Source organism: Methanosarcina mangrovi (genome assembly GCF_052057765.1).
Lineage (GTDB): Archaea > Halobacteriota > Methanosarcinia > Methanosarcinales > Methanosarcinaceae > Methanosarcina.
Genome location: NZ_CP195120.1, coordinates 4,741,843 through 4,761,549, shown reverse-complemented (window position 1 = coordinate 4,761,549; position 19,707 = coordinate 4,741,843). Strand labels below are relative to the sequence as shown.

The 19,707-nt window shown below is 46.9% G+C and carries 17 protein-coding genes; 10 read left to right on the top strand and 7 right to left on the bottom strand.

Annotation, left to right across the window (positions count from 1 at the left end; translation table 11 throughout):
* The first annotated feature begins 194 nt into the window (after positions 1-194).
* Positions 195-1,526 (top strand): signal recognition particle protein Srp54, encoded by a 1,332-nt coding sequence (locus ACSAZL_RS20930; protein ID WP_440946474.1) that lies wholly within the window; start codon positions 195-197, stop codon positions 1,524-1,526.
* Between the two features lie 60 nt (positions 1,527-1,586).
* On the opposite strand, the gene ACSAZL_RS20925 is transcribed toward ACSAZL_RS20930, so the two are convergent.
* Positions 1,587-2,156 (bottom strand): GMP synthase subunit A, encoded by a 570-nt coding sequence (locus ACSAZL_RS20925; protein ID WP_440946473.1) that lies wholly within the window; start codon positions 2,154-2,156, stop codon positions 1,587-1,589.
* Positions 2,157-2,653: 497 nt separating this feature from the next.
* Here ACSAZL_RS20925 and ACSAZL_RS20920 point away from each other — a divergent pair, with 497 nt between their 5' ends.
* From ACSAZL_RS20920 to ACSAZL_RS20895, 6 genes are all read left to right on the top strand, one after another.
* Entirely contained in the window at positions 2,654-3,451 is a 798-nt protein-coding gene (locus tag ACSAZL_RS20920; RefSeq protein ID WP_440946472.1) for a 2-amino-3,7-dideoxy-D-threo-hept-6-ulosonate synthase, read from the top strand.
* Positions 3,452-3,560: 109 nt separating this feature from the next.
* Positions 3,561-4,703, top strand: a complete 1,143-nt coding sequence (locus ACSAZL_RS20915) for a 3-dehydroquinate synthase II (protein ID WP_440946471.1) — start codon at positions 3,561-3,563, stop codon at positions 4,701-4,703.
* A 131-nt stretch (positions 4,704-4,834) separates the two neighbouring features.
* A complete protein-coding gene (gene aroD, locus ACSAZL_RS20910) occupies positions 4,835-5,563 on the top strand; it encodes a type I 3-dehydroquinate dehydratase (RefSeq protein ID WP_440946470.1) in 729 nt (242 codons plus the stop codon).
* Positions 5,560-6,402: a shikimate dehydrogenase gene (locus ACSAZL_RS20905; protein ID WP_440946469.1), complete on the top strand. Its 843-nt coding sequence runs from the start codon at positions 5,560-5,562 to the stop codon at positions 6,400-6,402. Before aroD ends, ACSAZL_RS20905 begins: the two co-directional genes overlap by 4 nt.
* A gap of 65 nt (positions 6,403-6,467) precedes the next feature.
* Positions 6,468-7,829 (top strand): prephenate dehydrogenase, encoded by a 1,362-nt coding sequence (locus tag ACSAZL_RS20900; RefSeq protein ID WP_440948927.1) that lies wholly within the window; start codon positions 6,468-6,470, stop codon positions 7,827-7,829.
* Between the two features lie 166 nt (positions 7,830-7,995).
* Positions 7,996-9,441 carry a HEAT repeat domain-containing protein gene (locus ACSAZL_RS20895; protein ID WP_440946468.1) on the top strand — a complete coding sequence of 482 codons (1,446 nt, stop codon included), beginning with the start codon at positions 7,996-7,998 and terminating at the stop codon, positions 9,439-9,441.
* Positions 9,442-9,727: 286 nt separating this feature from the next.
* On the opposite strand, the gene ACSAZL_RS20890 is transcribed toward ACSAZL_RS20895, so the two are convergent.
* From ACSAZL_RS20890 to ACSAZL_RS20865, 6 genes are all read right to left on the bottom strand, one after another.
* Positions 9,728-10,555: an ABC transporter ATP-binding protein gene (locus ACSAZL_RS20890; RefSeq protein WP_440946467.1), complete on the bottom strand. Its 828-nt coding sequence runs from the start codon at positions 10,553-10,555 to the stop codon at positions 9,728-9,730.
* Between the two features lie 2 nt (positions 10,556-10,557).
* Positions 10,558-11,511 (bottom strand): ABC transporter ATP-binding protein, encoded by a 954-nt coding sequence (locus tag ACSAZL_RS20885; RefSeq protein WP_440946466.1) that lies wholly within the window; start codon positions 11,509-11,511, stop codon positions 10,558-10,560.
* On the bottom strand, positions 11,511-12,335 hold the full coding sequence (locus tag ACSAZL_RS20880) for an ABC transporter permease (protein WP_440946465.1): 825 nt from the start codon (positions 12,333-12,335) through the stop codon (positions 11,511-11,513). Before ACSAZL_RS20880 ends, ACSAZL_RS20885 begins: the two co-directional genes overlap by 1 nt.
* Before the next feature lie 2 nt (positions 12,336-12,337).
* Positions 12,338-13,210 carry an ABC transporter permease gene (locus tag ACSAZL_RS20875; RefSeq protein WP_440946464.1) on the bottom strand — a complete coding sequence of 291 codons (873 nt, stop codon included), beginning with the start codon at positions 13,208-13,210 and terminating at the stop codon, positions 12,338-12,340.
* Positions 13,211-13,352: 142 nt separating this feature from the next.
* Positions 13,353-15,101, bottom strand: a complete 1,749-nt coding sequence (locus tag ACSAZL_RS20870) for an ABC transporter substrate-binding protein (RefSeq protein ID WP_440946463.1) — start codon at positions 15,099-15,101, stop codon at positions 13,353-13,355.
* Between the two features lies 1 nt (position 15,102).
* Positions 15,103-15,747 (bottom strand): FmdE family protein, encoded by a 645-nt coding sequence (locus ACSAZL_RS20865; protein ID WP_440948926.1) that lies wholly within the window; start codon positions 15,745-15,747, stop codon positions 15,103-15,105.
* A gap of 455 nt (positions 15,748-16,202) precedes the next feature.
* Between ACSAZL_RS20865 and ACSAZL_RS20860 the strand changes: the two genes are divergently transcribed.
* Genes ACSAZL_RS20860 through ACSAZL_RS20850 form a run of 3 tightly spaced genes read left to right on the top strand, consistent with a single transcriptional unit; the run spans position 16,203 to position 19,291 of the window.
* The gene (locus ACSAZL_RS20860; RefSeq protein ID WP_440946462.1) at positions 16,203-17,324 is read left to right on the top strand and encodes an iron ABC transporter substrate-binding protein; all 1,122 of its coding nucleotides are present in this window, start codon (positions 16,203-16,205) and stop codon (positions 17,322-17,324) included.
* A 15-nt stretch (positions 17,325-17,339) separates the two neighbouring features.
* Positions 17,340-18,407: a FecCD family ABC transporter permease gene (locus ACSAZL_RS20855; protein WP_440946461.1), complete on the top strand. Its 1,068-nt coding sequence runs from the start codon at positions 17,340-17,342 to the stop codon at positions 18,405-18,407.
* Positions 18,404-19,291: an ABC transporter ATP-binding protein gene (locus tag ACSAZL_RS20850; protein WP_440946460.1), complete on the top strand. Its 888-nt coding sequence runs from the start codon at positions 18,404-18,406 to the stop codon at positions 19,289-19,291. Before ACSAZL_RS20855 ends, ACSAZL_RS20850 begins: the two co-directional genes overlap by 4 nt.
* The last annotated feature ends 416 nt before the right edge of the window (positions 19,292-19,707 follow it).

Here is a 19,707-nt window from a genome sequence, read left to right as displayed (position 1 = left end):
CTCAAAGGCTTATTAAGTAAAGATCGCTTTCTTATACAGGGTTAAAACAAATTCAAAAAAGATCACCTTCTTATATAAAGAAAAAATAAGAGCGAAAAAAAGCAACCTCTTGCACAGCTAATAAACGGAACTTAAACTCTTTGGAATTTAATATTCTTTTATCCATCCTCAAAATTAAGCAGGACGATTCTTATATGGTAATGGAAAAACTAGGAGACTCCTTACAGGGGGCACTCAAGAAACTGATCGGCGCGGGAAGAATTGATGAGCGTACGGTCAATGAAGTAGTAAAGGACATTCAGAGGGCTTTGCTCCAGGCCGATGTTAACGTAAAACTTGTCATGGGGATGTCCCAGAGAATCAAAGAGCGTGCACTGAAAGAAGATCCTCCTGCGGGCATGAATCCGAGGGAGCATGTAATCCGCATTGTGTATCAGGAATTAATGGATATCATCGGGAAAGGAGCCGAGATCCAGCTCAAACCTCAGACTATCATGATGGTCGGACTGCAGGGAAGCGGAAAAACCACAAGTGCTGCAAAACTTGCCCGGTATTTCCAGAGAAAAGGGCTTAAAGCAGGCGTTGTTGCCGCAGATACCTTCAGGCCCGGAGCTTACCACCAGCTCAAGACTCTCTCTGAAAAACTAAATGTGGGTTTTTACGGAGAAGAAGGAAATCCCGATGCTGTCGAGATTACCAGACACGGGCTTAAAGCGCTTGAGAAATACGATATAAAAATAGTGGATACTGCAGGCAGGCATGCCCTTGAAGCCGACCTGATAGAAGAAATGGAAAGGATCCATGCTGTTGCAAAACCCGATCACAAGTTCATGGTTCTGGATGCAGGCATAGGGCAGCAGGCAAGCCAGCAGGCACATGCTTTTAACGACTCTGTGGGGATCACAGGAGTTATCATCACAAAACTGGACGGGACAGCAAAAGGTGGTGGAGCCCTTTCAGCCGTTTCCGAAACGAAGGCTCCGATAGCTTTTATCGGAGTTGGGGAAACCCCGGAAGACTTTGAAAAGTTCGAAGCTGACAGGTTTATCTCAAGGCTGCTCGGGATGGGAGACCTCAAGAGCCTGATGGAAAAGGCAGAGGAGAGCCTGAGTGAAGAAGACGTAAATGTCGAAGCCCTGATGCAGGGACGTTTCACCCTTAAGGACATGTACAAGCAGCTCGAAGCAATGAACAAGATGGGGCCTCTGAAGCAGATCATGTCCATGCTCCCGATGGGCATGGGAGGAATGGGAGGCACGAAGTTCTCGGATGAAATGTTCCAGGCTACCAGTGACAAAATGAAAAACTACAAAGTCATCATGGACTCGATGACAGAAGAGGAAATGACAGACCCCAAGCTCATAGGTGGTTCAAGGATTAAGAGGATCTCAAGGGGTTCGGGCTGCAGCCCCGAAGAAGTAAGAGAGCTTCTGAAGTACCATAAAACCATGCAGACAGCTCTGAAAGGCTTCAGAGGCGGAAAATTCAATATTCAGAAAATGATGAAGAAGAAAATGGGGATGTAATAATCCCCAGGTTCTCTTTTCTATCGTTTTTAGAACCTGTTTTAATGATCAATGACCAGATCAATACTTGTCACAGACCTCAAAGAAGTTCGTCAACAGCTCTTCTCCCTTCTTTGTGTGGGAAACCTCAGGATGCCACTGAACGCCATAAATCGGTTTTGTAGGATGGCGCATGGCTTCGATCTCGCAGATATCTGAGCGGGCAAGATGGATAAAACCTTCAGGAAGAATAGCAACCTCATCGGCATGGGAAGCCCACACGGTTGTTTTTGGGCCAAGGCCCCTGAGTATGTCGTCTTCTTCGATGACCTCGATTTCAATCTCGGCATACCCGCCTTTTTTCCCTGCATGGACGTGTCCCCCGTAAGCAAGGGCAATTGCCTGATGTCCGAGGCAGATTCCCAGAATAGGGATATCGATTTCCCGGACATAGTCAAAACAGAGGCCTGCCCTTTCCATCTCCGGGCCTCCGCTCAGGATCAGGCCGTCAGGCTCTTCTGCCAGAATGTCCTCTATAGGGGTTACATTAGGAATAATTTTTGAATCCATGTCAAGGTCCCGGACGGCCCTGTGGATAAGGTGGCAAAATTGTCCGTAATTATTTACAACAAGGATTTTTAATTCTCTCATAGTTCCTTCCGTTCCTGTTTATAGATGTGAAATGCTTCTTAGCTGCAAACTTATTCTATTAGCTCATGTTATCCTATTTTAATTCTTGTATCTCTCCGGTTTTGCTTCACTTCTTTCTTACGCTTCAAATCCGCTATTCCCGGACTTATTGATGTGCCCATGTAGCTGCCTCAAAAAATAGGTTATGTGTCAGGGCAACAATCCCAAAATTGGGATCATGAATGCCCATCGAACCACAACTGTCAAAAAAGAGAAACCTTTAAGAACTGAACATTATAGTACATAGATGTACATATTAGTTCAACGTTTACCTGCTAGTCCGTAATTACTACCTAAATCCGTAGTAGCTCGAAAAAAGAGCCCGGATCAGGGCTTGGATAAGTTTAAATATAAGTTGCATGCTAGTATGTGACACACTAGCACACCAGAGAAGATCATAATACAATTAATAAAAATCACTGATGGAGTAAACCAATTCAGAATTTAGGGGAACCACGATGTCAGAAATTGGAAAGAAAATACGTATAGAAAGGCTGATGAATCGGGAAAGCAGAAACATGGTCATCATTCCTATGGACCATGGGATCTCCGACGGACCTATTGAAGGGCTTATCAACATTACCGACACAGTTAATAGGGTTGCCGAAGGAGGAGCAAACGCAGTTCTCATGCAGAAAGGCATGGTCAAGTACGGACACAGAGGATACGGCCATGATATAGGGCTTATTGTGCATATCAGTGCCTCTTCCGTTCTGAGCCCTGACCCCAATGCCAAGGTGCAGGTCTGTACCGTTGAAGAAGTGATAAAAATGGGAGCTGATGCAGTTTCCATGCACATCAATGTTGGTTCCAATACGGAAGCCGACCAGCTCGAAATGCTCGGAAAAATCTCCAGGGACTGTACGGAATGGGGAATGCCTCTTCTTGCCATGATGTACCCCAGAGGCAAAAAGATCACAAACCCCCACGACCCTGTTAATGTGGCACATGCTGCAAGGATTGGAGCCGAACTCGGAGCTGACGTTGTAAAAACCGTCTACACCGGAGATCCTGACAGTTTCAGAGACGTGGTAAGGGGGTGCCCCGTACCTGTAGTAATTGCAGGCGGGCCGAAAACCTCAACCGACCGGGAACTTCTTGAAATGATTGACGGGGCAATGGAAGCCGGAGCAAGAGGAGCTGCAATTGGAAGAAACGTATTCCAGCACCGGGACCCTGTAAGGCTGACCCGGGCTATCTGCGAAATCGTGCACCACAGAAGACCTGTGGAAGAAGCTCTGGAGCAGTTAAAATAACAGGAATATTGAAAGCAAAACTAAGCCCTAAGTAAAAAAACAAAAAACGAAAAATACCGGATTAAAGATCGGAGTAAAATACAGAATTTACGAACGGGGTTGAAAGCCTTTGAAAAAGAAAAGCGTCTGGATAAAAGCCGATGAAGGCGGATGGGAAGAACAGAAAGATAGGATCACGACAGGCCTGGAATCCGGAGCCGACTGTGTACTTGTAAACCCGGGAGACGTGGGAAAGGTCCGGGAACTGGGAAACATTACAGTAGCAGCCTTTGCCCGTGACAACAAGTCCGGAGCTGACATCGTGGTCGTGGGAAAGAGAGGGGAAGGTGACGGGACAAAACCCCTGCCCCAGGAAATTCCGGGTTCTTTTGATATAAACGCAGCAACCCTGCTCATGGATAAAGGTGTAACCGTAGGCGGATATGTCATCATAAAGGACAAACACTACGAACGCTTCGCAGCCGAAATGGGAAAAATCTGCGATTATCTGCTGGTTACAGGCACCGACTGGAAAGTCATCCCTCTCGAGAACCTGATAGCTGACCTCCAGCGCCAGAAAGTAAAGATTATTTTCGGAGTAAAAAGCGCAGAAGAAGCAAGACTCGCCTTCCAGACCCTTGAAACGGGAGCTGACGGAGTCCTTCTTGACAGCGGAAATCCCCAGGAAATAAAAGATACGATCAAGGCTGCAAGAGAACTGGAAAGCGAAAGTGCCGAACTTGAAGCTGCTGTTGTAACCAGGGTAGAGCCCCTCGGAATGGGAGACCGGGTCTGCGTGGACACATGCAACCTCATGCAGCGCGGAGAAGGCATGCTCATAGGTTCGCAGGCAAGCGGGATGTTCCTGGTAAACTCGGAATCCGATGACAGCCCTTACGTGGCAGCCCGCCCCTTCAGAGTAAATGCAGGTGCGGTTCACTCTTACATCAAAATAGGGGATAAAACCCGCTATCTTTCGGAACTCCGGGCCGGAGATGCTGTAACTATTGTAGACTCGAAAGGAAAACAGCGGGAAGGCATAGTTGGGAGAGTCAAGATCGAAAGCCGCCCTCTCATGCTGATAGAAGCAAAAGTCAGAGACAGGACTTTAACCGCAATCCTGCAAAACGCCGAAACCATCAAACTTGTCGGAAAAGACGGAAACCCGATCTCGGTTGCAAAACTCAAGAAAGGAGATGAGGTCCTGGTCCGCCTCGAGGAAGGAGCCAGGCATTTCGGCAAAAAAATTGAAGAAACGATTATAGAGAAGTGAACCTGAGAGAACTGAGTAACAGCCTATTCGTGACCAGATCCGTAATCAGATCCGTAATCAGATCCGTAATCAGATCCAATAAAATCCATAGACAGGTTCATAGCCAGATTCCTTGACCCCCGGAGCGACCAATGACACAAATAGGCCCCTTTGACCTTGAAAAAAAAGCTGCAGTTGTTGCAGTAATCCTTGAAAAGCCCCTTGAAACTTCAAAAAAGGCAGTTGAAAAAGGGGCTGATATCCTTGAAATCCGGCTGGATTTGCTGGGGATCAGGGACCCGGAGAGAGCTGCAGGAATAATAAGGGAAATAAAATCCGAAACCGGGATTCCAGTACTCGTTACCAACCGTTCCGGGGAAGAAGGAGGAAAATGGGAAGGCAAAGAGGAAGACAGAACAGGGCTTCTGGCAGCCCTCCTTTCCCTTGAAGATGGGCCTGATGCTGTTGATATAGAACTCTCTGCCAGCAGGGAAGAACGAGATAAAGTTATAAGAGCGGCTAAAGATCACGGAAAGACCGCAATCGTTTCTTCCCACGACTTTTCAAAAACTCCTTCTCCACAGGAAATGAAAGCAACTCTTACAGAAATGTTTCTTGCAGGGGCAGATATCGCCAAACTTGCAGTGATGCCCCGGTCAATGGAAGACGTTCTTAACCTGCTGAGAGTTACGCTGGACTTCAAAAATGCAGAAAAAGCCGTATGCACCATTGCGATGGGCAGGTCAGGAAAACACACGAGAGTTGTTGCCCCTCTTTATGGTTCTGTCCTGACATACGCATCGGTGGAAAGCGATGCAGCCGCGGCCCCGGGCCAGCTTCCGGTAGACGAAGTAAAGAAGATAATGGAAATGTTAAAATGAAGCGAGTTTTTGGCGTATTTGGAGACCCTATAGGTCATTCCCTCTCCCCTGCCATGCATAATGCAGCGTTTTCAGCCCTTGGCATGGACTGCGTTTATCATGCTTTCAGAGTCAGGCCGGAAAAACTGGGAAAAGCAATCCTCGGAGCCGAAGCCATGGGATTCGGAGGGCTTAACCTGACAGTCCCGTTAAAAGAAGAAGCTCTGAAACTGGATTTCATCAGGCCTGACTCCCTTGCCGAGAGAATCGGAGCAGTAAATACCGTAGTTTTCAAAGAAACAGGAGAAATCCGGGGATACAATACCGACGGACTCGGAGCAAGGCAAGCTCTTCTCGATGCTGCAGTGGAAATAAGGGGGTCTAAAGTGGTGGTCGCAGGGGCAGGAGGAGCAGCAAGGGCTGTTGCTTTCCAGCTTGCAGCCGACGGTGCCGAGATTACCGTAATAAACCGGACCGAAGAAAGGGCAGTTGAACTTGCAAAAGATGTCGCAGCTGCGTCCCTCCCGGGAAAAATAAGCGGGACCGGGCTTTCAGGGCTAAAAGAACTGCTGCGGGATGCAGATATCCTGATCAATACCACAACTCTCGGAATGCACCCGAACACGGGGGCAACGATTGCGACAGCAGAAGAACTTCACAGCGGCCTTGCTGTTTTTGATATCGTCTATAACCCGCTTGAGACCAAGCTGTTAAGAGAAGCAAAGGCTGCTGGGGCAAAAACCGTAAGTGGGGTTTTAATGCTAGTCTACCAGGGGGCAGAAGCTTTCAGACTCTGGACAGGAGTCGAACCTCCGGCCGAACTCATGAAAAAAACCGTCCTGGAGGCTCTGCAGGCTTGAACCCGGACCCTGAGAAAACGAGCTCCGGAAAAACGAAGGTTTTGATCCTTGGCGGAACCGGAGAGATGGGGCAGTGGTTCACTCGTTTTTTTAAAGAAAGGGGTTATAAGGTTACGGTCTGGGGAAAAGGGGGCAAGGTGGAAGTCGCCAGGAAACTGAATGTGCCCTTTGCTTCGGAACTTGACGCAGCCATCCCTGAAAACGATATAGTAATAGTATCCGTTCCGATCAACGTAACGGAAGAGACCATTGCAGAAGTCGCCCCGAAGATGAAAGCAGGGAGCCTCCTCATGGATTTTACCTCCACCAAGGTAAAGCCTGTTGAAGCCATGCAGAGGTTTGCACCTGCCGGGGTTGAGATTCTCGGAACGCACCCCATGTTCGGGCCCACGATTCCCACCATCAGGGGACAAACGGTAATCCTTGTCCCGGTAAAGGAGCGCTCGGAAAAATGGTTTCCGGTAATCAGGCAGCTTTTTGAGGAAGGCGGAGCCCACGTTGAAATCACGACCGCAGCCGAACACGACAGGCTGGTCTCGGTAGTACAGGGGCTGACGCATTTTGCTTATATCTCAATAGGGACGACCATTGACAGGCTTGATTTCGACATCAAGAAATCCAGGAAATTCGTAAGTCCGGTCTACAGTATAATGCTTGACTTTGTGGGCAGGATCCTGGGCCAGAACCCCTACCTCTACGCCCTGATCCAGATGGAAAACCCTGGCGTTCCGGAGGTTCATGAGGCATTTATAAAGGAATGTGAGGAACTCTCCGGTCTTGTGCGGGCTCATGACGAGGAGGGTTTTGTCAGGAAAATGAAAGCTGCCGCCCGAAAATACGGCGATACGGCCCATGCCCTGAGAAGGTCGGATAAGCTGATTAATTCCAGAATAGCCGAGTACGAGGCACTCCTGAACTCTGTCGGAAAAGTCCGCGGCTTTTCCCACGTTTATTCCGGAAGGATTCACGTCGGTACACTGGAAAAGGTCGGCCCGAATGAGGTAATTCTTACAAAACTCGCCTCAAAAGGCACCGCCCCTCATATAAAGAACAAATTCATAAAACTCAAGCTTGAAAACCTCCGCCTCCTTTCGGAATCCGAGTTGAGGGAGTGGAGAAAGGAAAACCTGATGCATTCGGTCAGGGATATTTCAGTCCTGATCCCTGAAGGTGCCGATCCCGAAGTAGTCCTCGGAGCAGTAAAAACAAACAAACATCTTGTAGCCTGTCAAATCAGTGACATCTACGATGGGACTGAGGGAACAGAAGCCAAAAATGAAATAAGAGAGACAGGAAGACTCGGCGTGACTTACAGAATAACTATTTTTGGGGACTACAACGCCGATTCTATCGAAACTGAGGTGACAAACCTTCTCTGCGGGCTTGGGTGCCGGGTAAGGGAGAAAAACCTGAAGCTGACGGAATGAATGAACCTTTTCCTTGGGTCGGGCATTATAAGCAGAGAAACCGATATAAACAATAACTAAATAAATACAAAGCATAATGTCCCGGGTCAAATGGAAAATTTCTCTTTTATTTGCACTTATCACTCTTTCAATATTTTTCTCACTTATTTTAAGCGGTGATAAGTTTGTGGAAAACAGTGGAAATACAACAAACTCCACTGTTGCGACCGGAGTTTCAAGCGAAAATCAGATCATAAATCTCATAAATAAGCTGGAAACCGGTGACCGTGAAACAGGATTAAATGCTGCAGCCGAACTTGGGGAACTCGGAGGGCCTGCAGCAGATGCCCTTCTTGAAAAGATTGAGGAAGGAAATTCGAGTTCGGGGGAAATAAACAATTATATGCTTCTCGCACTTCTTGAAACCGGAGATGAAAGAGCAGAAACCATTCTTTCAGAAAACCTTGAAAGAAAAGGAGCTTCTGGTAAGGCTTCAGCCGAAGGTACGGTCGATGGGCAGGAGGAAGTTCCGGAAGACGTTCTCCAGGCTATAGAAGCAAAAGACATAGCCATGAGACAGTCTCTTGCAAAGTCCCTTAATATGGAATACGACAATGAAACAGATGTTCTTGAAGAAGCCCTCAAGGCCGAAGAACAGAATTCTACTCTCTATACTTCCTTTGCACTTTCAAATTTCGAATCCGAAGAGACCGGAAACGAAACCGAAACACTTCTTCAAGCCCTTAAAAGTGAAAATGGGTACGTGAGAGTTTCAGCTGCAATGGCTCTCGGACAAAAAGGAGAAAAGGCTGCAATAGATCCCTTAATGGTGATCCTGCTTCGAGATTACCCCCTTGCAAAATACAGTGCAGTTATGGCACTCGGGGAAATCGGAGATGAAAGAGCGGCTGATACCCTGATGACAGAAATGAAAAATAATGAGAAAGATTACATCAGGAGCAGCGCTGCAGTCGCCCTCGGGAAAATAGGGACAGAAGAAGCCGTACCTTATCTTATCGAGAGGCTGAGAGATACAAAAGCTGCTGTAAGGAGTAACGCAGCCCTCACACTTGGTAGAATGGGAGACGAATCCGCGGTGGAACCCCTTATAGACGTACTGGAAAGCGGAAAGGAAGCCGAAGGCAGAAGAAAAGACAACGTTAATACAAATGCAGATGTCCGAAAAAGCGTTGTCCTTGCCCTTGGAGGAATAGGGGACGACGAGGCTACGGAAGCATTAATCGGCGTACTGAAAGATGATGAGGAAGCTCTTGAAGTCAGGATAGCTGCAACCTCAGCTCTCGGAAATACAGGAAACCCTGAAGCTGTAGATACCCTTAGAACGATACTTGACAACCAGAGCATGAATATGGGCATCAGAAACGGAGCCCTCCTTGCCCTTGGCAAAACCAAAAACCAGGAATCTGCAGAGTTTTTTGTAGAAAAACTGGGAGATGAAGACTTCGGAGCCAGTGCCAGAGAAGCCCTTACAGCCATGGGAGAAACGGCAATTGAGCCTCTTATCGAAAACCTGAAAACGGAAAACCGGGAAGCAAAGGATGAGACCGCCCTGATTCTGATTGAAATTGGGGACTCGAGAGCGGTTGAGCCCCTTATTCTGGCTTATCGGTGATTCGAAAGCCCTGAAAAAATTCGAAGAAAAGCGGCTGAAAAAGCCGCATTTCTTTTTTGTCCATATCTTTTATTCCACTCTTTTTATTTCTGCATTCTGTAGTCCAAGAATTCCTTTTTATCGCGGAACTCCTTTTTATCCTGACATCCATTTTATTTCTGCATTCTGTTATTCCTGTGTTCTGTTATTCCTGTGTTCTGTTATTCCTGTGTTCTGTTATTCCTGTGTTCTGTTATTCCAGCAAATCTTTTTTATCCCTGAATTCTTTTATCCCGATTTTATTCCATCAACAGACCTGTTTGACTGCCAGCTCAGCCTTACGTTTTTTATTTTCGGAGAATATGAAATCTGCTCCTGCCGCCGAAAGCAATGAACTGGTATAGAGATTCTGGCATTCGACTATTACCTGCTTTCGGGAACCGTATTCGACTATCTTCCCGCAATTCATCACCGCAATGTTATCGCATATATAAGCAGCAGCAGCGATGTCATGGGTAATGAAAATGAATGTAATCCCCAATTTTTCATTCATTTCAAGGATCAGGTTAAGGATATCGACACCTATGGAAGCATCAAGCATGGAAATTGGCTCGTCGGCTATTATCAGGTCGGGACTGGTAATTATCGCCCTGGCAATGGCTACACGCTGGCGCTGCCCGCCGCTGAGAGAACGCGGATACTTATGAAGGTACTCATCAACAGGGGTCAGACCTACGGACTCAAGAACGCTGCGTACTTTATCAACATTACACGGGCTTTTGTGCTTTATGAGATATGGTTCGGCTACAATTTCTTCAATAGTCATCATGTGGCTCAGGGAATCATAGGGATCCTGGAAAATCACCTGGACTTCAGGCTTCCTTAATCCGCCCTTCCCTTCTTTCAGGTCGGCAAAGGATATGATTCCTGATGTTGGTTTCAAGAGGCCGAGTATTAGTTTAGCCAGAGTAGTCTTGCCGCTTCCGCTTTCTCCTATGATTCCAAGTATCCTGTTTTTTTCCACGGAAAGAGACACGCCATCAAGAGCGGTGACAGATGAACTGCCTTTGAATAACCTTTTACTCTTGAACTCCTTTGTGACATCGGCAACCCTGACAAGTTCATTTTCGTTCATTTTCATCCCTCAACATGACATAAGTGACATGATACTCTGGCACTGCCAGTACATTCGGGAGGTTTTTTCTCTCTGCAAAGCTCGAACCCCCTTTCACATCTTTCCAGAAATTCACATCCCCCGTACACTTTCAGGGTAGACGGGGGCCTGCCAGGTATGCCCTTCACCTTTACAGGTTCGACCATAAGGGGTAACCTTGAGCTTAACAATTTTTGTGTGTACGGATGAAGCGGTCTCCTCAGGATCTCTTCTTTAGTGCCGGTTTCCACGATTCTCCCTGCATACATTATGTAAATCCGGTCACAAATTCTGGAAATAGTGTGCAGGTCATGGGAAATCACAAGCAGGGAAGTATTTTTTTCCCGGGCAGTATTCTTCAGCAGGTCTATGATTTGCAACTGTATCATTGCGTCAAGGGCGGTGGTGGGCTCATCGGCAATTATCAGCTCGGGAGAGAGGAGCATTGAAAGGGCAATCATGAGCCTCTGGCGCTGTCCCCCGCTGAATTCATAGGGGAAAGCATTCATCCTTCCGGGATCTATGGACACAAGTGAAAGCATGTCACGGCTGAGAGTAGCCATTTCTTTTTCAGGCATGTCCACGTGGGCTCTGAGCATCTCCATAAACTGTTTCTTAACACGGACAAGCGGGTTGAGCGCGTTCATAGAAGCCTGGGGTATAAATCCTATGTGCCTGCCCCTGATCCTCCGCATTCTTTCCCTGTTAAGCTTCTGAAGATCCTCACCCATGAAGCGAATCTGTCCCGACATGTGCCGATTCCGGGTATTTATGTCAAGGACGCTCATGGCAAGCGTTGATTTCCCGCAGCCCGACTCCCCTATCAGACCCACGATTTCTCCTCTTTCAACCCGGAGATTCACGTTTTTCAGCACATGGTGGGTCCCCGTTCTGGCAGTAAAATCAACTGTGAGTCCTTCAATATCAAGTACAGGCATCAATAATCACCTTCCAGGGATTGGCCCAAAAGCACAAACCCGAGTACAAGCAGTGTTATGCATGTCCCCGCAGGCAGCAGCCACCACATCCACGCATCCGTGAAAAATATCATCGGATAGGCTATTGCATATTTTATCATGGTCCCCCAGCTCGGGTATGAAGGGTCTCCAAGCCCCAGGAAAGCAAGCCCCGACTCCGACAGAATGGCACGGATGGACTGCATTACAATGGTTGTAATCATGATGGGATACAGGTCCGGCACAATATGTTTCCTGACCACATACCAGGGTCTTGCTCCGGATACCCGGGCAAAATCCACATGGCCGGATACCTTGAGGGTCCGGGTCTGGGCCCTTGTGACTCTTGCCCCTACGGGCCATCCCATAACTATCAGAATGAAAATAATATTCCAGATGCTAGGCCTCAGGTACGCTGCAAGGATGAGGATGAGGGGAAGGTCCGGGATCATGAGAAAGATATCAACTCCTCTCATCAGAACCCTGTCAAAGGTCCCTCCCACATATCCTGAAAATACCCCTCCGAGGGTGCCGATTATCAGCACTCCGAGCGAGACGACAGAAGCGACCGTAAGTGAAGTCCTTGAGCCGTACAGGAGCTCTGTGAAGATATCTCTTCCAACATCATCGGTACCAAGCGGATGAGCGGAATCCGGAGAAAGCAAAGGCTGACTTGAGATATCAGAGGGCTTGTAAGGAGCCAGGAGAGGTGCGGTTACAGCCATTACAATGAACAAAGCCAGAATCATAAGACCTGCGACTCCTTTTGGAGTTTTTAACCTCTGTGAGACAGTCCTTTCGTGCATGTTCACTCCTGCCCGGCCCTGCCATCAATATATGAACATACGATATCAGCCGCATAATTACATGCCAGCACAAAGAGGGAGATAAAAACAAAAGCCCCCTGAAGGACAGGATAATCCCTTTCGATAAAGGCATTGTAGACCAGAAGCCCCATTCCGGGATATGAGAAAACCGTCTCCACGAATAAGGTTCCTCCCACCATGAATCCGAGCATTGCAGCGACCTGGTTTACCACGGGCCCGATGGAGTTGAGAAGTATGTGTCTCTTGACATGGTGATCTTTCAGGCCCCTTGCAATATCCATCAGGACATAGGGACGTTCAAGCTGCTGAGAACAGACATTTCTGACGAGCAGGTATGTGCCCGGCATCTCAAAAGCCGAAAGACATGCCAGTGGAAGTACCAGGTGGGAAGCAATGTCTTTTACCATTGAGGAAAAGCCCTGATAATCCATATAGGGAGTCAGAGCTCCCGAAACCGGGAACAGGCCCAGCCTGTATCCAAAAAAGAAGATGAGGATCGACCCTAAAAAGAATACCGGAACGGACCGGAACAAAGGTATCACGATAAGCAACAGGTTGTCCAGCCTTTTTTCCCGGTTCCAGGAGGATTCGAGCCCGAGCAAAATCCCCAGCACTGTGGACAGCAAGAGTGCGGTCCCCATCAAAAGCAGGGTCCAGGGCAACCTGCCAGAAATTACGTCAACCACAGGCACATTGTAGAATATAGAATAACCAAAATCCAGATGTGCTGCATCTATCAGATAGTGAACGAACTGCAGGTGCAGGGGGTCGTTTAAGTGGTAGTAGTCCATCAGCCTGGATTTTGTCTCCTCATCGATGACCACCGGTAAGTCGGCACTCTGGCTCCCTAGCACGCTTAACAGTGGGCCCCCGGGCATAAAGCGGGGCAGAAAAAAATTGACAGTAAGGATCAAAAAAAATGTGAGGGCATACTCCAGCCCTCTTGATAAAACATGTCCCCACTGAACTCTGTCCGACAATTACAACACCTGTTCATTACCTTTTTGGTCTGTACAGCATGAAAACAACTGCAAATGCCATCACTGCCGCCAGGATTCCAGAAGCGTTCATTGAAGGAGTGTTTGTACCGACGGTATCGTTCCCGGCAGAAGCAGTACTCTGACCGTTCCACTCTCCGTAGATGAAAACCAGTTTGTTGTATTCCGTGGGGACCCCCCCTCCCACACCTCCGGGAGTGTAGAAAAAACCGTCGAACTTATCCTGGTTACAGACACTGTAAACGTTCCTGTACAGGAGAGGAATTGTCGGAACATTCTCAGCAATCAAAACCTGCATCCGGTCTACGAGCGCCCCGCGTTCCTCTTCATCTATGGTGCTCATCTGCTGGTTTGCCAGGGCTAAAAATTCGGTGTTATTCCAGCCCGTGGATGTCGGGAAAGAATTCAACATTCTCGCAGGGTCTGTTGAGGTACCGTGGGAATAGATAGCCAGGTCAAAGTTGCCCGCATTTACCAGGCCATCCACGGTTTTCGTGTCCCCAGGCTTAAGGACCACTCCAATGCCCACGTCCTTCAGATAACTCTGGACAAGTTCTGCTATCCTCTGGTTCTGCTGATCCGAGGTATAAAGTAACTGGAACTCAAGCTTTTCGCCGTCCGGGGTGAGCCTGATCCCGTCCGAACCAACTTCATCATACCCTGCCTCATCAAGGATCTTACCGGCAGCTACAGGGTCATATGCGTACTGTGTTACATTAGGGTTATACCAGCTTGAGTAGGGAGGCACGTATCCCGGATTGCCTGCAATGCCTCCTCCGTGAAGTACTTTATTCTGGATTTCCTCGCAGTCAAGGGAATGGTAAATTGCTTTTCTGATCTCGGTATTTTCAAGAATGGTATTTGCAGGGATGTTGAACCTCAGCCTGTAAACCCAGTATCCGGGACCCTCGATAACTTTCATGTTCTCCGAATCATCCAGGGCCTGAACCTGATCCAGGGTAAGGCTGGCTTCGTCTACGTCCCCTACTTTAAGGGAAATCACGGGATCAGTGGATTTCACAAAAATAAGAGTGTCAATAACCGGTTTTCCAAGGAAATAGTTCTCGTTTACGGAGTATTTGTAGGACTGCTGATCTTTGTTGTAATCTTCAAGGATGAAAGGCCCTGTGCCGACGGCAGCTTTATCTTCCATATACTTTGCCGGGTCAGAGACATCTTTCCAGATGTGTTCCGGCATAATAGGGATTACAGCAGCTACCTGCTGCATGAAAGGTGCATATGGCTGGTTGAGCGTTATCCGGACTGTATGGTCGTCCAGGGCTTCCACATTTTCAATGACCGCCGTATTATACCAGCCTGCCCCGATAGGGCTTATTACTGCTTTACCCTGAATGTAATCGTATGTGAAGGTGACATCATCTGCCGTAAATGGTTCTCCGTCATGCCAGGTCACATTTTCCCGCAGGTGAAAAGTCCAGGTAAGCCCGTCAGGGGAGTTCTCCCAGGAACTGGCAAGCAGCCCCGTAAAGTTCCCTGTTTCATCAGGCCAGACAAGCGAGTCAAAACAGAAACTTGTCATTACATAACCCGGACCCCTCGGGTAAAAAGTCAGGGGAGAAGGAAATCCCCAATCACCGCCACTTGCTCCCCAGGTTGCTTTGAGAACCCTGGCACTTTCCTCCCCGGAATTTTCTGCAGCTGCAGCCGGAAAAAGGAAAAGCGGACCGAATACGGAACTGATAATAAAGAAGGATAAGAGAACCGGAAATGCCCTTCCAATCTTCATTTTACCATCCTCTGGTATATTCCTCATAACAGGCTATGCAGACTATTTCACCATTCTCCATTCTGGCTCGGGACTCTGCAAACATTTCCCCGCATTTTGAGCACTTTACCGAATTAAAGATCCTGGCTTTTCGGGGAATTTCCGCGTTTACATGTTTTATATCGAACATTTCTTCAGCCGGCATTTCTCTCATGTATTCCGAGATACAATTCATCCGTGTTCTGAAGTCCAGTATTTCGGATTCGTTAGCCGTACCCGACATCACTCTGGGACGAAGCTCGCTTAACTCAGGGTCGAAGTTCTCAATGTTAAAATCGGATTTCAGTACAACCCTGACGGCTTTGCCGCTGTCTCTGCATATGAAAGTGAAAGCCTGCTTCCCATAATTCCTGTAGATGAGGTTGCCTTTTCCAATAGTGCAACCCGTTACAACCTGAACCGCATCAACTCCACAGCCATCGTTTTCCACAATAGTCACAAGCTCTTCGTCGATATCCCTGTCAACACAAAGCTCCTGTATGCCGGCTCTGGCAGCCATATAACCTATAGTCAGCCCCGGACACACGTGCCCATGGAACTTTGAAACCTCGGAAAAGGGAGCTATCTGATTTACCCCTGTATTTTCGTGTGAACATTCTCCAGCCATTTTGATCAAGAATGTTTACTTTTGTAATACGTATTATATTTTTCTAAATAATTATTATCAGCAATTAATAAAAGAATCAACCACATTAAAATTCCAGCTATATAATAATCTCTTAACCGGCATAATTTACCGGAAAAAGTCCTTGAAAGATAAATTTGAGGTTTCAAGGGGGAAAGGATCCCGGATCAGAAGGAAGATTGCAAGAAAAAAAGAAGTATTTTCGGAGTTTAGCGACTTCATATAAATGTATTTATTTTAGTTGACCTCAACAAACTTAAATACTCATATTTATCACATTAAGTTAAAAAAATAACATTAAATTGCCTTATTTTTTTATTTTTTATAAACTAATATTAAATGACTAATTGGATATGTAAGTCTCAATTGTGAAAGCAATGAAAACCGCGATTATGGGCAGTGAAACTGTTTTACGTAGATCCCGGAGTTTGAAGAAGATGAATACCAAAACTAAAGTTCTCTTCATGGCAGTCATACTGCTGATCTCAGTTGTTTTAAGCGGCTGCGTGGGCAATTCGGCAGGAGAAGAAAAAACAGAGGAAAGTTTAAGCTCGGATGAAAGTTCCGGCTCGGATGAGCCCGGAAAAATAACCGTTACCGACGATCTCGGACGGGAAATAACAGTTCCCTATCCCTGTGAAAGAACCGTATTTCTGGTCGAAAACGCCATGAATTCCATGTATGCCGTAGGAGGTGCTGATGAAATAAGCGGTATAGGCGCTGTCTGGTACGAAGACACAAAAGCACCTTTCTTCAGGGCTATCGACCCGAATTATGATGAGAAAAGACTTTCAAAAGGAAGTGAACAACCGAGCACCGAAACCATAGCAACGGCAGACCCTCAGGTCGTGTTCCTCTGGGCATCGGACTGGGGAAGCGAAGACATAAAAGCAATTGAAGAGACCCTCAATATCCCTGTCTACGGAGTTTACATCGACAGCCTTGATGATCTGCAAAAGCAGATGAAAACGCTCAGCAAACTTATCGGAAAGGAAGAGCATGGTGCAGAAGTTATTGAGCTTATGAATGAAAGTATGGAAAAGGTCACGGAGGTAACCGGAGCCTTATCCCCCGAAGAAAAACCGACGGTTTACTGGATGTGGGGAGATGTATACGGCACTGCAGGCCTGAACAGTACAGCCAATGCCCTCATAGAGAGAGCAGGGGGAGTAAACGTCCTCAATAGCTGGACGAACGAAACAAAGAATGTGGAACACCCTGTCCTGAACCTGGAAGCCCTGCTTGCACTGGACCCGGAGGTCATATACATGTGGAATAACGAAAACCTTGACCCCGTAAACATTACTTCCGGAGATATTGTAGACGGGATAGATTTCAGCACATGGAGCGAAATTTCCGCCGTGAAAAACGGAAGGGTGTATGAGATCTCAGATCCTTTTGTCTATGACTTCCACTCCCCGAGACTGCCCCTTGCAATGATGTATGTTGCAAAAGACCTGCACCCCGACAAATTTGCAGCCCTGAACCTTACAGCAGAAACGGATCAGTATTACGTTGAGGTGTATGGGGTCCACTATCCGGGATTTGAACCTGCATAAGGGACAGGATCTGGCATGAAGTTCCCGGAAAAGGAAAAAACAGGGTATCCGGCTTGCAGACCGGAAATCCCTTTTTATCTGGAATGGAAAAAACTGGCATTCATAGCCTTTTTACTTTTGCCCGTACCTGTATTCTTCTTCTCAATTTTCCTGGGGACCTACCCTTTATCTCCTCCGGAACTGCTCAGGGTTCTTCTCTCCCATTTTACTGCATATGAATACAGCTATCCTTCGGTTTATGACACTGTCATTTTCAACATCCGATTCCCAAGAGTTCTGCTTGCCATGATGGCAGGGGCGGCTCTTTCAATTTCAGGAGCTACTTTTCAGGGGATATTCAGAAACCCTCTCGTAAGCCCTTACATCCTCGGACTTTCTTCGGGAGCGGCTTTCGGAGCTGCGCTGTCTATCGCAGTAATTCCTGAACTACCCGTCCAGGCTGGGGCTTTTATCTTCAGCCTGGCAGCGCTCGGGTTTTCTTATGTAATGGCAAGGACTGGAGGGCAGACTTCAACTGTTGCCCTTGTGCTTTCAGGAGTAATAACTTCATCTGTCTTTGCAGCTCTGCTTTCGATAATTCAATTTACTACTGACGAAAAAGCCGTCCAGAGCATCGTTTACTGGACTCTGGGATGCCTGCACACCTCACACTGGACCAAGTTTCTGGATTCTTTTCCCCTTGTGTTAGCCGGATGCCTGATCATATATCTCCTGCGCTGGAAACTTAACGTCCTTGCCCTGGGAGAAGAAGAGGCAAAAGCGGTGGGCATGAACGTCGAGCTGTATAAGGCAATATTCATAATCGCGGCTTCCCTTGCAGCCTCTGCGGCTGTAGCCGTAGCGGGAATTATCGGGCTTCTGGGGCTGATCGTACCCCACATCCTCAGAATGATCTTCGGCCCGGACCACAGGAAGATCATACCTCTTTCAATCACCTTCGGAGCTGCTTTCCTGGCCCTTGTGGACGACGTTGCAAGGTCTGCCTTTGGGTTTGAAATCCCTGTAGGGATAATTACCACGCTTCTCGGAGCTCCCTTTTTCCTCTACCTCCTGAGGACTACAAAAATCGGAGGATGGGAATGAACGAAAAACAGACTCAAAAAAACAAAGGCATATCCGTAGAGAACCTGAAACTGAGCTATGAAAAAAACCTGGTTTTAAACAATATCAACTTTTCAATTAAAAAAGGGTCGGTAGTAACCCTTGTAGGCCCTAACGGCTGTGGGAAAACGACCCTTCTAAAAATCATAAACGGGTTTCTCAGACAGAATGAAGGAACCGTGTACATCGACAGCAGGAACATAGAGGAAATTGCAAACCTGGAGCTCGCAAGGATTCTGGGGCACGTATCCCAGATGCACAAATCCTCCTTTCCTTTTTCCGTACTGGACGTTGTGCTTACAGGCCGAATGCCTTATATTTCCATGTTTTCAACTCCCGGGAAAGAGGATATTGAAAAAGCTTATCAGGCTCTGGAATTTATGGGAATAGCACATTTTGCCCGGAGGCCCTACACCCGGATCAGCGGAGGGGAACGGCAAATGGTGATGATTGCAAAAGCTCTTGCCCAGGAGCCTGATTTTCTCCTGCTTGATGAGCCGACTTCTTTTCTTGACCTGAAAAACCAGATCCATGTCCTGAAAACCATAATCAACCTCGCGAAGACCCGGAATATCACCGTGCTGATGACCCTGCACGAACCAAATCATGCCCTGCTGTTTTCTGACGAGATCATTCTCCTGAGAAAATTGCATGGCCCGGAAAACTGCAATTTTTCCAGCCGGCATGAACACTGCCCGGACCCTTCTCCTGAAAAAGAGGACTTTCTGGCTTTCCCTGAGGAAAATATAGTCTGCTCAGGAGCTCCGGAAAAGGTGATGACCCCCGAGAAAATAAAAGAAGCTTACGGCATAGATGTCGAGGTCCTGGAACACAAAGGAAAAAGGATGATTATCCCTGAAATTTAAATTCTGAAGAAATCTTCCCTTTTTGTCTACAGAAAAACGAAGAGGTATTTCTTATTGAAAAAGGAAAGTAAAAAACAGAAAAAATTCGAAAAAAAGTTCTTACTTTTTCATAGCCAGGAGAAAATTCGTTAGCCGGAAAAGTAACAATTCTTACCCAAATACTACCATATTTTTTACTTTTTATCGTTACCTAGTTAAAAAGATTATTTCCGACAAATTCCAAAGCTTTTGAAAAATGAGTTTTTCAATTTCAAGCAATAAAACCGTTAGTTTACGACAAAAACAGTTTCTTTTAAACGATAGTCTCGAGAAGAACCGTAATTGCCGATATTTTCCAAAGAAATGATAATCTGAAGCTTTTAGAGAATTTCTACAAGATAGAGAATTTCTACAAGAGCCGAAATTTGAATTTCTAA

What these genes read in the sequence shown, in the direction of transcription:
- ACSAZL_RS20920 (WP_440946472.1), top strand. Translation starts at nt 2,654, where the DNA reads ATGTCAGAAATTGGAAAGAAAATACGTATAGAAAGGCTGATGAATCGG.
- aroD (WP_440946470.1), top strand. Translation starts at nt 4,835, where the DNA reads ATGACACAAATAGGCCCCTTTGACCTTGAAAAAAAAGCTGCAGTTGTT.
- ACSAZL_RS20890 (WP_440946467.1), bottom strand. Translation starts at nt 10,555, where the DNA reads ATGAACGAAAATGAACTTGTCAGGGTTGCCGATGTCACAAAGGAGTTC.
- ACSAZL_RS20905 (WP_440946469.1), top strand. Translation starts at nt 5,560, where the DNA reads ATGAAGCGAGTTTTTGGCGTATTTGGAGACCCTATAGGTCATTCCCTC.
- ACSAZL_RS20885 (WP_440946466.1), bottom strand. Translation starts at nt 11,511, where the DNA reads ATGCCTGTACTTGATATTGAAGGACTCACAGTTGATTTTACTGCCAGA.
- ACSAZL_RS20860 (WP_440946462.1), top strand. Translation starts at nt 16,203, where the DNA reads ATGAATACCAAAACTAAAGTTCTCTTCATGGCAGTCATACTGCTGATC.
- ACSAZL_RS20870 (WP_440946463.1), bottom strand. Translation starts at nt 15,101, where the DNA reads ATGAAGATTGGAAGGGCATTTCCGGTTCTCTTATCCTTCTTTATTATC.
- ACSAZL_RS20865 (WP_440948926.1), bottom strand. Translation starts at nt 15,747, where the DNA reads ATGGCTGGAGAATGTTCACACGAAAATACAGGGGTAAATCAGATAGCT.
- ACSAZL_RS20855 (WP_440946461.1), top strand. Translation starts at nt 17,340, where the DNA reads ATGAAGTTCCCGGAAAAGGAAAAAACAGGGTATCCGGCTTGCAGACCG.
- ACSAZL_RS20900 (WP_440948927.1), top strand. Translation starts at nt 6,468, where the DNA reads ATGGGGCAGTGGTTCACTCGTTTTTTTAAAGAAAGGGGTTATAAGGTT.
- ACSAZL_RS20930 (WP_440946474.1), top strand. Translation starts at nt 195, where the DNA reads ATGGTAATGGAAAAACTAGGAGACTCCTTACAGGGGGCACTCAAGAAA.
- ACSAZL_RS20925 (WP_440946473.1), bottom strand. Translation starts at nt 2,156, where the DNA reads ATGAGAGAATTAAAAATCCTTGTTGTAAATAATTACGGACAATTTTGC.
- ACSAZL_RS20880 (WP_440946465.1), bottom strand. Translation starts at nt 12,335, where the DNA reads ATGCACGAAAGGACTGTCTCACAGAGGTTAAAAACTCCAAAAGGAGTC.
- ACSAZL_RS20850 (WP_440946460.1), top strand. Translation starts at nt 18,404, where the DNA reads ATGAACGAAAAACAGACTCAAAAAAACAAAGGCATATCCGTAGAGAAC.